Annotated in this window: 10 protein-coding genes; 3 read left to right on the forward strand and 7 right to left on the reverse strand. The window is 61.3% G+C overall.

Translation table 11 applies throughout. The annotated features are described in order from the left end of the window. Nucleotides 1–134: 134 nt before the first annotated feature. Nucleotides 135–416: a hypothetical protein gene (locus J0X19_RS11230; RefSeq protein ID WP_206984455.1), complete on the reverse strand. Its 282-nt coding sequence runs from the start codon at nt 414–416 to the stop codon at nt 135–137. 132 nt (nt 417–548) lie between these two features. Then, nucleotides 549–2,810 (reverse strand): zinc metalloprotease, encoded by a 2,262-nt coding sequence (locus J0X19_RS11235; RefSeq protein ID WP_206984456.1) that lies wholly within the window; start codon nt 2,808–2,810, stop codon nt 549–551. 642 nt (nt 2,811–3,452) lie between these two features. On the opposite strand from J0X19_RS11235, the gene katG reads away from it, so the two are divergent. Continuing rightward, entirely contained in the window at nt 3,453–5,750 is a 2,298-nt protein-coding gene (gene katG, locus J0X19_RS11240) for a catalase/peroxidase HPI (protein ID WP_206984457.1), read from the forward strand. Nucleotides 5,751–5,845: 95 nt separating this feature from the next. Here the strand turns inward: katG and J0X19_RS11245 are convergent, their stop codons facing one another. Then, on the reverse strand, nt 5,846–6,400 hold the full coding sequence (locus J0X19_RS11245; protein ID WP_206984458.1) for an NUDIX hydrolase: 555 nt from the start codon (nt 6,398–6,400) through the stop codon (nt 5,846–5,848). 89 nt (nt 6,401–6,489) lie between these two features. On the opposite strand from J0X19_RS11245, the gene J0X19_RS11250 reads away from it, so the two are divergent. Continuing rightward, nucleotides 6,490–7,476, forward strand: coding sequence for an aldo/keto reductase (locus J0X19_RS11250; protein ID WP_206984459.1), 987 nt, complete (start codon nt 6,490–6,492; stop codon nt 7,474–7,476). 108 nt (nt 7,477–7,584) lie between these two features. Here the strand turns inward: J0X19_RS11250 and J0X19_RS11255 are convergent, their stop codons facing one another. Beyond that, nucleotides 7,585–10,152: an ABC transporter permease gene (locus J0X19_RS11255; RefSeq protein WP_242582466.1), complete on the reverse strand. Its 2,568-nt coding sequence runs from the start codon at nt 10,150–10,152 to the stop codon at nt 7,585–7,587. After that, entirely contained in the window at nt 10,149–10,856 is a 708-nt protein-coding gene (locus tag J0X19_RS11260) for an ABC transporter ATP-binding protein (protein WP_206984632.1), read from the reverse strand. The genes J0X19_RS11255 and J0X19_RS11260 overlap by 4 nt, the downstream gene beginning before the upstream one ends. A gap of 270 nt (nt 10,857–11,126) precedes the next feature. Here J0X19_RS11260 and J0X19_RS11265 point away from each other — a divergent pair, with 270 nt between their 5' ends. After that, a complete protein-coding gene (locus J0X19_RS11265) occupies nt 11,127–11,807 on the forward strand; it encodes an arylesterase (RefSeq protein WP_206984460.1) in 681 nt (226 codons plus the stop codon). A 62-nt stretch (nt 11,808–11,869) separates the two neighbouring features. On the opposite strand, the gene J0X19_RS11270 is transcribed toward J0X19_RS11265, so the two are convergent. After that, the gene (locus J0X19_RS11270) at nt 11,870–12,337 is read right to left on the reverse strand and encodes a MaoC family dehydratase (RefSeq protein ID WP_206984461.1); all 468 of its coding nucleotides are present in this window, start codon (nt 12,335–12,337) and stop codon (nt 11,870–11,872) included. 203 nt (nt 12,338–12,540) lie between these two features. After that, complete coding sequence (locus J0X19_RS11275; RefSeq protein WP_206984462.1) at nt 12,541–13,464, reverse strand: DUF2911 domain-containing protein; 924 nt, start codon at nt 13,462–13,464, stop codon at nt 12,541–12,543. Nucleotides 13,465–13,723 lie beyond the last annotated feature (259 nt).

Genomic DNA, 13,723 nt, shown 5'->3' on the forward strand with positions numbered 1-13,723 from the left:
AGGTGAGATGGTGAGATGGTGAAATAGTGAGATGGTGAGTTTGATGTTTCAGCGGCGTGAGTCTGCACAGATTGCGCTATTGGCGCCGCCAGCACGTCAAACTCACCATTTCACCACCTCACCATTTCACCGTGCTAGAGCCGCCGATAGGCCACGGTGCAGCCTTCCGGGTCGCGGAAGGTGAGGGTGCCGGCCTCCTCCGAGGCTTGGTAGTCGATAACCGCGTCGTTGGACGTGGACAGGCTTACAGTATCGTGCTTGAGCTTGAAGGTGCCCACGTCCCAGGTAGGGTGCACGGCCGCTTTCGGGTCGCCTTGGGCCTCGTACAGCCCGTTGGCTTTAAATTGGATGGCGGCGGGGTATTTCTTGCCGCACTCCGAGTCGGTGGTTTTCTGCCAGTTGCCAATCAGGTTCATAGGGGAGATTGTGGAAGGATGGACGGGGGACAATACGCAACTTGGCCATAGCCCTCCACCCAGCAGGCAGAGCGCTATGACCAGTTGCAATGCAGTGATTCGGCTACGGTAGCGCGGGTTCACGCGACCAGCCTACGAGAGGGCAACCAGCGTGGCCGTCATCGAATCGGTGTCGGCGTGGGCTTCGGTTTTCGCCCGTAGCACCCCGGCTATCCGGTTTTTCGCGTCGCTGTCGTGGCTGGCGTCGCCATTGCCATTGCCATTGCCGGCGTCGGCCTGCTTCACAAGCTTGGTGCACTTGCGGATTTCGCCAGCGCTCATCACCGTTTCGGCATCCAGCAGGTCGGCCGCGGCATCCAGATTGGCTTTGCGGTCCTGAAAAGGCTGGGCCAGCCGCTTCACTTCCAGGTAGGCGTAGTGCGGGCGCAGCACCTTGTCGTCGAGGGCGGCCTGAATGGCGGCGTTGCCTTCCAGCAGGTGGTCCCCGGTCAGCACCAAGCTCAGCAGCGTATCCGGCGTCGATAGCACTTGTAGCGCGGCCCGGGCGTGGGATTTGGTTTGGGCCGTCGTCACGAACAGGTGGGCCTGGCCGCTGACGCCCACATGCCCGCCGTTCATATCCCAGCTCACTTCCACCTCCACGGTGTAGCTGCCGGCGCTGGGGAACAAGGCGCCCTCGGCCCCGCGCAGCAGCGTCAGCGAGTCGGTGAGCTGCTCGCCGGGCTCCAGATAGCGCAGCTGCACCTCATCTACGCACAGCAGCATGGTTTTGAATGTGCGCACCGTGCCCGAGGGGTCGATGACCCGGCCGCTCACGCAGCCGTACTTCATGTTCAGGCTTTCGGGCGCGGGCAGCGAATAGGGGGCGGTGTTGGCCAGGCTGATTTCCAGCCGCACGGGCGCGCCAATCGGCAGCACTTCCTGCACCGGCATAACGTGCAGCTCCAGGCCCACGGCTTCCTCGTGCGCGTCGTCGGGGCTGAGCGGGTGGGTGGAATAGGAGGTGCCGAACGACACGCCACCGGGCCGCACAAACACATCGGGCATGTGCATGAGCCGTTTCTGGTCGTCGGCGGCGTGGGCCCACTTGATGTTGTCGGGGAACTGCACGGGCAGCACGGCATTGGCCGAAATGACGTCGGTGGTGTTCATAATGCCCATGTCCACGGTGTTGTGGTAAAGGCCCATGGCATGCCCGATTTCGTGCAGCGCCGTGCGGAAGTATGGCGCTTTGGCCGCTCCAAACCGCTGCCCTTTCACCTTGCCCCAGGTGGCGGTATTCGGAATCATCCAGTGCGTGGAAATGCCGATGCCTTCGCGCGGTACGTTATTGGAATCGGTGCCGCCGTTGTCGTACATAATACCCCGTTCGGTTGAGTCAATGCGCTTAACGGCCAGCACGTGGTAGCGCCACTCGGTATCAAGGTTGGCCGAGTCGCGGCGGGCCAGCATGGCGGCGTGCATCTCGCCGTCGCTCCACGAGTTGCCGCTGGGCTCGGCCACGTCGGCGTTGCTGCTCACCACGTTGAGCTGCCATTTCACCTGGTCGAAAATCGACTGCCAGGTGTGGCCGGCGCCGCTGTCGAGGGGTGCTTCCGAGTTGGCTACCCGGTCGATTTCCACGGTGGCTTTGCGCAGGTAGCTGGACACGCGCCCCATCGTAATATTGCCCACTACTACGTTAGCAGCGTTGCGCACCGGGCCGGTGAGGTAGTCGGCCCCCGCGGGGTAGCCGGCCGGGGCCGTGCCAAACGTCATTTGGGCCTGATAGGGGCCGGTGGCTTCCTTGGTCCACATGGGCGAGGCGCTCACGCCGTTGAATTTCCACATTTCAAAGCCCAGCGTGAAGGTGTTCGACAGGCTGATGGACTCCAGAATCTGGGTGATGCGCAGGTAATAGCGGTAGCGCGAGCGGGCAAAAACCGGGATGCCGTTGGCTGGGTTCGGTTCGCCGAGGAAAATGCCCGCATCATTCTGCGGGACCAGGATGCCGCCTTTAATAACCGGAATGGTTGGCAGCGGCCAGATCTGAATAGGATTGTGCTGGTATAAGTCGCCGCTGGCAATGGTGTTGTTGCCTTGGCGCTGCACCCGAATGGTGCCGTCGTAGTGGTAGTTGAGGCCGGTAGGGTTGAACCGCACCAGGTAGCAGCCCGCATCGAGGCTGTAGAACTTCAGCGGAAACAGCTTTTCCAGCTCCAGCTGCCGCTCGATGGGCAGGCGCAGCAGTTCCTCAGGCAGCTTAGGCAGCACCGTTATCGGGTCGGGCAGCTGCGGGAATACGGGCGGGCCGTCCTGCGGCATGCGCGTGGAATGCTCGACCTGCTCGGTACCGACCGGGGCTTTTCCGGTGGTGGTACCGGCTTTTTTGGCGTTTACTCGGGTTGTTTTCATGCGTATTATGGTAGTAAGGTTGGAAGGGAACTGAACTTCTGAAGGGAAGGCTGCGGAAAGGGCAAGCCACGGGCCGGGCCCGCCAAACAAGCGCGCTAAGCAACGCCACGCCCGGCGGGCAACTGGCTGACAGGAAGGGAAGTAGGTGTGGTGGCCGGAAACCGGCGAGGTGGTAGAGGCGGCGGCCGGGCGTAGTACCCGAGCAGGATAAGCGCGTTACTGGATAAGCGGCGTTCAACGGACAGCCATTAAAACATAGGCAAGTTCTATTATTCGAGAGGCGTTGTCAATCACATATAGATGTGGTGGGTGGTGCTACTTGTTGTTCGCCTTTGTTTGTCAGCGGGTTATACTAGATTAGTGTCGGGTAGTAAGAGGCTGCTTGTTCGACGGGCGGGCCTGCCACCGTTGCCGTAAAAGCGCTCAGCTTCACGTGTATATGCGGCATTTTTCGTGGAAGCAATTTGGTTGGTAGGCGCGTTGCGTAAGCTCGGGCCATGCACAACGGGTACTTTGTTAGCGTCCAGCTTAACTTTGAGTGGCGTCCCTTGTTAACCACTTGTTACCCAATCAAATTTCCCGTTAGCATCAGGCACGCCCTGCTTAGTCTGAAAGCTGCTCCTCACCTTTACCAAAGCCTTTATGCTGAACATCAGCCACGACAAGACCAACACCAAGACCTTTGAAATGCCGGGTAAATGCCCCTTCGGCGGCGACCGTATCGGTGGGGTGGAGAGCACGCCGCCCGCCCTCTCCGACTGGTACCCCAACCGGCTGAAAGTGGAGCTGCTGCACCAGAACGGCCCGCAGGCCAACCCGCTGGGCGAGGATTTCAACTACGCCGAGGCCTTCAATACCATTGATTTGGAGGCGCTGAAGCAGGAAATCAAAGGCTTCCTGACTTCGTCGGTGGAGTGGTGGCCCTCAGACTACGGCAACTACGGCCCGCAGATGATTCGCATGGCCTGGCACTCGGCCGGCACTTACCGTATTGCCGATGGGCGCGGCGGCGCGGGCGAGGCCATGCAGCGCTTCGCCCCCATTGAAAGCTGGTGGGACAACGGGAACGTGGACAAGTCGCGCCGCCTGCTGTGGCCCATTAAGCAGAAGTACGGCAGTGCCCTCTCGTGGGCCGACCTGATTGTGCTGACCGGCAACTGCGCGCTGGAAATCATGGGTTTCCCGACTTACGGCTTTGCCGGCGGCCGCCAGGATGCCTGGGAGGCTGATAATGCCACTTATTGGGGCCCCGAAGTGGTGCATGACCTCTCGAAAGCCGAAGCGCCCGATAAGATGGTGAACCGCGACAAGCGCTGGCGCGGCCAGAACGGCGACGCCGACTACGACCTGGAAAACCCGCTGGCCGCCTCGCACCAGGCCCTGATTTACGTGAACCCCGAAGGCCCTTACGCCAACGGCGACCCGCTGGGCTCGGCGCGCGACATTCGGACCACGTTCACGCGTATGGCCATGAACGACGAGGAAACCGTGGCCCTGATTGCCGGCGGCCACGCCTTCGGCAAAAGCCACGGCATGGTGCCAGCTACCGAAATCGGCATGCCGCCCGAAATTGCGCCGATGGAGCTTATGGGCCTGGGCTGGCACAACCCCAAGGGCTCGGGCAACGCCGAAAACACGATGACCAACGGCATTGAGGGCAGCTGGACGCCGAACCCCACGCAGTGGGACAACGACTACCTGACCAACCTGTTCAAGTTCGAATGGAAGCAAACCAAGAGCCCGGCCGGCGCGCTGCAATGGACGCCCGTGGATGAAAACGCGCCCAAAACGCCCGACGCGCACATTCCCGGCCAGATGAACGCGCTGATGATGATGACGACCGACATTGCCCTGAAGCTCGACCCCGAGTACCGGAAGGTGTGCGAGAAGTTTCTCAACGATTTCGACGCGTTTACTCAGGCCTTTTCCAAGGCGTGGTACAAGCTGACTCACCGCGACATGGGCCCGCGCGAGCGTTACCTCGGCCCCGAAAAACGCAATGAAGACGACCTGCTCTGGCAGGACCCCATCCCAGTAGCCGACTACGCCATCATCGATGCGGCCGATGTAGCGGCGCTGAAGCAGCAGATTATGGGGCTGGGTATCTCGCCCTCCGACCTGGTCTTCACCGCCTTTTCGGCGGCCGTGACGCACCGCCACAGCGACAAGCGCGGCGGCGCCAACGGGGGCCGGCTGGCGCTGGCGCCGCAGAAGGACTGGGCGGTGAACCGCCGGACGGTGCCCGTAATTGAGGCGCTACGTACAGTACAGGAGAAATTCAACGGCCAGGCCGCGGGCGGCAAGCAAGTGTCGCTCGCCGACCTGATTGTGCTGGGCGGTTGTGCCGCGCTCGAAAAAGCCGCTGCCGACGCCGGCACGCCCACCGAAGTACCGTTCACGCCGGGCCGCCGCGACACGACGCAGGAACTCACCGACATTGAGATGTTTACCTGGCTGAAGCCCGTGGCCGACGGGTTCCGCAACTACCTCGACGCAGGCTTCAATGAAATGGCGCAGGGCGTGGCTCCGGAGGAGATGTTCCTGGATAAGGCGCACCTGCTCTCGCTCACCGCTCCCGAGTGGACGGCGCTGGTAGGCGGCCTGCGGGCCATGAATGCCAACCACGACGGCTCCAAGCACGGCGTTTTCACCGACCGGGAGGGCGTGCTGACCAACGATTTCTTCACGGTGCTGACCAGCACGGACCTGGAGTGGAAGAAAGCCGACGCCCAGGGCCTGACCCTCACGCTCAATGACCGCAAGACCGGCGAAACCCGCTTTACGGCCACCCGCGCCGACCTCGTATTCGGCTCCAACAGCCACCTGCGCGCCGTGGCGGAAGTATACGCCGGCAGCGACGGGCACAAGCGCTTTGTGAAAGCCTTCGTGAAGGCCTGGGACAAGGTGATGATGCTGGACCGCTACGATGTAAAAGCCTAAAATCCTTGCAGCTATAATAGTACAACCAGCAACAGCCCGGCCCCGCTCCTGTGGGGGCCGGGCTGTTGCGTGAACGGCGGGGCAGAGGGAAATTCTTACAACCCCAGCTTCCGCAGCGCCAGCAGCCCCAGCGCAATGGAGCCGGCCACTTTGATCTGGCCGCTGAGAATCATGCGTTCAATGTCGGCCAGCGGCACTTTCAGAACTTCGATGTTCTCGGTTTCGTCGAGGTGCTGGGCGGCTACGCGGCGGGCGTTGCGGGCCAGAAAGAAGTAGATGCGGTTGGTGTCTTTGGTGGGGTTGTCGCTGACTTCGGCCAGCTGCTCGAGGTCGTCGGAAGCGTAGCCGGTTTCCTCCAGCAGTTCCCGCCTGGCCGCGGCCAGCGGGGAGGTTTCGCCGGCATCTACTACGCCGCCGGGCAGCTCAGTCAGGATTTCGCCGATGCCGTGCTTGTATTGCCGCACGAATAGCACGTGCTGGTCGTCGGTGAGGGCAAATACCAGCGCCACATTGGCTCGTACGCTCACAAAGTAGTCGTCGAGCTGCTGGCCGGTAGGGAGTTGCACATGGTCGCGGCGGAGCTGGTACCAGCGGTGGTCAACTACCAATTCAGAGTGAAGCGTCGTCCAGGGTTTGATTTCTTGGGCCATTTAAGGAGGTATTAGTGGCAGGTTGTGAGTTGTTGGTTAACTATGCCGTATAAGACCAGCAACTAACAACCCACAACCAACAACTCCGCATGCAGTATCGCAAACTTGGTAAAACCGGCTTCTCGGTTTCTGAAATCAGCCTGGGCACTTGGCAAGTGGGTGGCAAATGGGGCGAGCCATTCAGCCACGCCAACGCCGACACCATCCTGAACGCCGCCGTGGATGGCGGCATCAACTTCATTGATACGGCCGACGTGTACGGCGACGGTGAAAGCGAAAAGGCCGTGGGCCGGCTGGTGCGCAGCCGCTCCGAGCAGATTTACGTGGCTACCAAGTGCGGCCGCCAGCTCCAGCCCCACACCAGCGAGGCGTACACCCCCGCCGCCATGCGGGGCTTCGTGGAAGAGAGCCTGCGCAACATGCAGCTGGAAACGCTGGATTTGGTGCAGCTGCACTGCCCACCCACCGAAGTGTATTACCGTCCCGAGATTTTCGAGGTGTTCGACCAGCTGAAGGCCGAAGGTAAAATCCAGCACCTGGGCGTGAGCGTGGAGAAGGTGGAAGAAGGCCTCAAAGCCCTGGAGTATCCCAACGTTACTACCATTCAGCTCATCTTCAATATGTTCCGGCAGCGGCCCGCTGAGCTGCTGTTCAAGGAAGCCCAGCGCCGCGACGTGGGCCTGATTGTGCGGGTGCCGCTGGCCAGCGGCCTGCTCACCGGCAAGTTCACCGCCGACACCAGCTTCGCGCCCGACGACCACCGCAACTTCAACCGCCAGGGCGAGGCTTTCGACAAGGGTGAAACCTTCTCGGGCGTGGACTACAACACCGGCCTGGAAGCCGTGGAAGAAATCAAGCAGCTCTTCCCCGACCAGCCTAACCTGGCGCCCGTGGCCTTGCGCTGGGTGCTGCTATTCAACGAAGTAAGCTGCGTGATTCCCGGCGCCTCCCGGCCCGAGCAGCTTGCCTCCAACCTCCACGCCGCCGACCTGCCCGCCCTCACCCCCGAGCAACTACAGCAAGTGCAAGCCATCTACGACCGGAAAATCAAGCCCCAAGTCCACCAGATTTGGTAGGAGTGATTCAATTAAAAATTAAGAATTAAAAGTTAAAAATTGGCCGTTCAACGATTCACAAGGAAGTCGTTGAACGGCCAATTTTTAACTTTTAATTCTTAATTGACCTCATGCTTCTCCGCGGAGTACTTCCAGCGGGGGGCGGGTGAGTACGTCGCGGCTGTTGAAGAGGCCGATGAGTGCGGTGAGGGTGGTGGTAACGGCGGCCAGCACGAGCAGCGGACCGATGGCCGGCAGGAACGGCACTTCGAACAGGAAATAGGCCAGCGCCCAGGCGGCACCCACGGCCAGCACCAAGCCGGCCACGGCCGCCAGCAACCCCAGCAGGGCGTATTCCACCAGCGTGATGCGCAGAATCTGGTGGCGGCTGGCGCCGAGGGTGCGCAACAGTACGCTTTCCTGCACCCGCTGGTAGCGGCTCACAATCACCGAGCTAACCACCACTACCAGGCCCGTGGCAATGCTGAAAAACGCCATGAACCGGATGACGAACGAGATTTTGCTGAGAATATCGTCCAGGGTTTGCAGCACCAGCCCCAGGTCGATGGCCGACACGTTGGGGAAGTTCTGCACCAGGTCGCGCTGCACGGCTCCGAGCACGGTGTTGTTGGGCACGCGCGTCATCAGCACCAGAAACTGCGGGGCCGGCTCCAGCACCCCGGCCGGGAACACAATCTGAAAGTTGGTTTGCACCCGGGTCCAGTCCACGGTGCGGGTGCCCCCGATGATGGTGGCCAGCGGGGCGCCCTGCACGTTGAAGGTGAGCGTGTCGCCGAGCCGGACGTTGAGGCGGCGTAGGAAGTCGGAATCCACCGAAATCCGGGGCGTGCCATCGGCGGGCAGATAGGGGGCGCGGCCCTCGGCCAAGGTTTCCGAGCTGATGAGCTGGTTGCGGTACGTGACGCGGTACTCGCGGGTGAGGGAGCCTTTGGAACGGCCGTTGGTGGAGTCTTTTTTCAGGTCGGCGGTGCGCTGGCCGTTGATGGCCGCCAGCCGCATGGTCACGACGGGTACCTGCTGTAACACGGGCAGCTTCCGGCTGGTAAGCAGCTGCGTAACGCCCGCTTGCTGGGTGGGCTGAATATCAAACAATACCAGGTTGGGCTGTCCGTCGCTGGCCGAAATCTGCACCCGGCTCAGCAGCAGGCCTTGCAGCAACGAGAGCGTAGCCATCAGAAACACGCCCAGCCCGATGGACACGGTAAGCAGCAGCGTCTGGTTATTGGGCCGGTAGAGGTTGGCCAGGCCCTGCCGCCACACGTAGCTCCAGGAAGTGGGGTAGAAGCGCCGCACCAGCAGGCGCAAGCTCTGGCCCAGCCCCGCCAGCACGAAAAACGTCACCAACAGGCCACCGGCAAAGCCCAGGGCCTGCTTCCACTCGCGGGTTTGCAGGTAGGCGAAGCCCGTAATAAAAACCACAATCAGCCCGTACACCACCACCCGCAACGGGTCGGGGCGGGCGGTGTCTTCCTCGTAGGCCACCCGCAACGTGCGCAGCGGCGACACCCGCCGAATACTCAGTAGCGGCAGCAGCGCAAACAGCACCGATACCAGCACACCCGTAAGCAACCCCTGCGCCACCGCCGACCACGAAACCGCCACGGTTACCGTAACCGGCAGAAACCCCGCAAACAGCCGCGGCAGCAGCAGCTGCACGGCCGTGCCCAACGCCGCCCCGATGGTAGCACCCACCAAGCCCATAGCGGCAATCTGCACCAGATAAATGAGCATGGCCTGGCTGCCGCTGGCCCCCAAACAGCGCAATACAGCCACCGAGGCCACTTTTTCGCGCACGTACAAGCTCACGGCGCTGGCCACGCCCACGCAGCCCAGCAGCAGCGCCACAAACGCTACCAGGTTCAGAAAGCGGGTGAGGTCGGTGAAGGAGCGGCCGGTCTGGCGCTTGCGCTCGGCCACGGTGTCGGAGTTGATGTTCACCTTATCCAGGCGCGTTTCCAGACGCTTCACCACGGCGTCCACATCGGTGCCGGGCGCAAACTGGTAGTAGGTGCGGTACTGCACCCGGCTGCCGCGCTGCAGCAGGCCGGTTTCGGGCAAGAATTCACTCGGAATGAACACCGTGGGCGCCACGGCGGCACTAAAGCCCGACTGCCCCGGCGTTTTGCGCACCCGCCCGGCAATGCGGAACGTGAGCCGGCCCACCCGAATAGAGTCGCCGGGGCGGGCCGCAAACTGCACCAGCAGCGCGTCATCCACCAGGGCCACTTGTTCCCGCGAGGTCATGGCCCGGCGGAAATCGGTTACGGCGGCAGCGGGCTCGGTCAGCCACTCGCCGTAATACGGGAAGTTGCCGTTCAGGGCTTTTATCTGGGCCAACCGCACACCTTGCCCTTTTGGGAACTGCACCAGCGAAGCAAACGCCACCTCGTCGCTGCGGCTGCGGCCGAGCTGGCGCAACGTGGGGGCCAGCGTGGAATCGAAGGGGGCGCTGCCGGAAAGCACCAAATCGGCGCCGACCAGCTCGCGGGCCTGCTCGTCGATGCTGCGGGCCAGGTTGTCGCCAAAGCCCCGGATGCCCACCAGCGCGGCAATACCCAGCACAATGGCCGACACGAACAGCAGCAAGCGCGACCGGCTCCGGCGACTGTCGCGCCAGGCCATGCGCCACAGCCAGCTCAGCGCCGGCCGAGTGGCAGGAAGTGGAACCTTGCTCATAAGGCAGCCGGGGTAGAAACGGAAGCCGCAGTACGCGTATCCGACAGCATGTGGCCGCCTTTGATGCGGACAATACGCTGGGTGCGGGCCGCCAGCTCTAGGTCGTGGGTGACGAGGACCAGCGTGGTGCCGGCCTCGCGGTTCAGCTCAAACAGCAGTTCCACCACCCGGGCGCTGGTGTCGGCGTCGAGGTTGCCGGTGGGCTCGTCGGCAAACAAAATCTTGGGCCGATTAACAAAGGCGCGGGCCAACGATACGCGCTGCTGCTCGCCGCCCGATAGTTGGGTGGGGTAGTGGTGGCCGCGCCCCGCCAGGCCCACCCGTTCCAGTAGCTCCTCGGCGGTGCGGGTGCCGTTGCGCACGCCCCGCAGTTCCAGCGGTACCAGCACGTTTTCGAGGGCCGTGAGGGTGGGCAGCAGCTGGAAGTTCTGGAAGATAAAGCCGACGTGCTCGTTGCGGACGGCCGCCCGCTGGTCTTCATTCAGGTTGTCGAGCACGATGCCGTTCAGCGCGACGCTGCCCGAACTGGCCCGGTCGAGGCCGGCGCACAAGCCGAGCAGGGTTGTTTTGCCGCTGCCCGACGGCCCCACAATGGCAAACGTGTCCTGGGCCTGCAACGCAAAGCTGACGGATTCGAGCACCGTTAGGGTCCGGCCGCCGCTGGTGTATGATTTGGTGAGGTTTTCTACTGTAAGCACAAACAAGCAAGTTGCGCCCGCCAAAATCAGCGAGAGTGGAGGGATTGGGAATAGGTAAAGACAGGTATTCTAACTCAAGTAGTTATTGGGACCGTCATGCTGAGCTTGCCGAAGCATCTCGCGTGCTGAGGTTGATTACTATTGCAACGTCAGCACGCGAGATGCTTCGGCAAGCTCAGCATGACGTTCTGTTGACTTGTCTGAATTACCAGACGAAGTAGAGCTGGCGTTACTTTAGCCTGTTACGTACAGCCTCAATAAAGTAGCTTCGTGTCTATGAAACCTGTCCTGTCCTTGTTTAGTTGCTGCCTGCTGCTGTTGCTGGCCGGGTGCAACTCCACTACCCAACCTGCCGAGGCGCCCGCCACCGCTACGCCGCCCGTAGCTACAGCACCCGCCGCCACCAATACGCAAACCATTCTGTTCTTCGGCAACAGCCTGACCGCCGGCTACGGTGTGGAGCCCGAAGAGGCTTTCCCGGCTTTAATTGGGCAGAAAATAGATTCGGCGGGCCTGAACTACACGGTGGTAAATGCCGGCCTGAGCGGCGAAACCACCGCCGGGGGCCGCAGCCGGGTGGGCTGGGTGCTCCGCAAGCCGGTGTCGGTGTTTGTGCTGGAGCTGGGCGGCAACGACGGCCTGCGCGGCCTGCCTCTCACCGACACCCGCCAGAACCTGCAAGCCATTATCGATACGGTGCGCCGCCGCAGCCCCCAGGCCCGCATTGTGCTGGCGGGCATGCAGATACCGCCCAACCTCGGCGCTGACTACGCCACCGAGTTTAAGGCCCTGTACGGCGAGCTGGCCCGCAAAAACCAGCTGGTGCTCATTCCGTTTCTGCTAGAAGGCGTGGGCGGAGTAGCCAAACTCAATCAGCAGGACGGTATTCATCCCACGCCCGCCGGCCACCGCCTGGTAGCCCGCACCATCTGGCCCATCCTGCAGCCGGTGCTATGATTGGATGATTGGGTGAGAGGATGATTGGATGAGGAAAAACAATTCTTCATCCAATCACGCACTCATCCAATAAAGTGGTACAGGAAGGTGATAAGGCCGGTGTAGGCGGGCTTGGGCTGGTCCTTGATTTCCAGGGTTACTTCCAGCTGGGCTTTGGCAATGCCGCGCAGGTTTTTCACGGCTACCAGCTTGGCCCGCAGCCGCACGGCGCTGTCCACCGTTACGGCCTGGTTGAAGCGGAGGGCCTCAATTTCGTAGTTCACCTGCATTTTCAGGTTCTCAATCGTGACAATCTGCTGCCAGAGGTAGGGCAAGAGCGACACCGTGAGGTAACCGTGGGCAATGGTGGCTTTGAACGGCGACTCGGTGGCGGCGCGCTCCGCATCCACATGAATCCACTGGTGGTCGAGGGTGGCGGCCGCGAAGCTGTTGATTTGCGGCTGCGTGATAATGTGGTAGTCGGACACGCCCAGTTCCTGGCCTACGTGTTGTTCAAGTTCAGTGAGGCTGCGGATTGTAAGCTTGTTCATGTAGAAGGGCGCGGTTTAGGTGAGTTGGCGGGCGAAAGATACTGTAGCCCTACATCTGTTTGGCAACGTGGCTCGCCACCGCTACAAAAATTAAAACGGCTTCCTGAAGAATCAGGAAGCCGTTAATTGGTAGGCTGCGTAGCTGCGTCAGCTGAAAAGGAAGTTGGCGGCCATCTTACTGCCTACTACTTACTACCAGCTACCTAATACGCCTTCGACTGCCACTCAATCAGCGCTACGCGCATGTTGGGGAGCTTGCTTTTAAAGGCGTCGTCGTCTTTGTCGCCGAGCTTGATGGCCTTGCGCCCGTACACAATGGCCGTGTCGAAATCCTGCTTGGAAGCCAGCAGGCGGGCCTTAATCCAGTTGTTGGTGTACACATCCTGCAACCGGATAGACTCATTGATATACTGCAAGGCTTGCTCGGCATTGAGGTTGTTTTGCACGAGGTAGTCGGCGGCCTGGGCCAGCAACTGCCAGTCGTTGGGGCGGGCGGCCACGGCCTTGGTAATGCCGGCTACCACGCGGGCTTGCACGTTGGTGTCAATCAGCAAGCTCACCGTTTTCTTTTCCCAGCTCAGGTTGAAGTGGGCGCTGCCGGTGGTCAGGTCGGAAAACCAGTAGAGCAGCGTTTCGTGGTGCGCGGAGGCTTCGGGCACCACCGGCACCCGCAGCACGTCGTCTTTTTCCTGGTAGCCTTCAGCGCCCCAGTGGGTAGTGACGCGGTTGAAAATCAAGTCCCAATCCTGGTCGGAGCGGGGCAGTACGTAGAACGAGTACTGGCCGGCCGGCAACGATTTGCCGTTCACCCGCACCGTATCCGAAAACGTGATAATCGTGTTTTCGTTGGCGCCGGCCCGCCACACTTGCCCGTACGGCACCAGGCCCTGCCAGATGGTGCGGTTTTTTACGCTCGGCGCGTGGTAGTCCACCGTAATGTTGGTGAGGCCCACGGCTTGCTTGAGCACCACTTGCGGGCTGGCCTGGGGCAACGGAATCAACGATTCGGCGGGGGCCGCAGGGGCAGCAGGAGTAGTGGTTTGCGCCCGCACCACGGCCAGGGGGGGCAGAGCTAGCAGGAGAGTAATACCAGCGGTGGCCAGCAACCGGGAAAGAAAACAACGCATACGCAGGCAATAGGCGGTAAGAAAAGCAGAACAGGCAACAACCGAGCACCTATAAAACGTACCGGCCGGCACCGAAGATCAAAAGAATCCAAGAAACAATAGTGCCAAAACGAGCTTGAAACGTACGCTCGGCTGCAAAGGTCCTGGTTGGCGGCAAGTTTTTCCATAAAAAAATTTCGTTTCCTGAGTTGAGCGTGTACTTTTGCCTCACTGTTTCCAAGTATATGCCTGCTTTCGCCGCGCCATTTTCTTGCTCTAT

It is taken from the genome of Hymenobacter telluris (assembly GCF_017313265.1).
In the GTDB taxonomy this organism is placed as follows: Bacteria; Bacteroidota; Bacteroidia; order Cytophagales; family Hymenobacteraceae; genus Hymenobacter; species Hymenobacter telluris.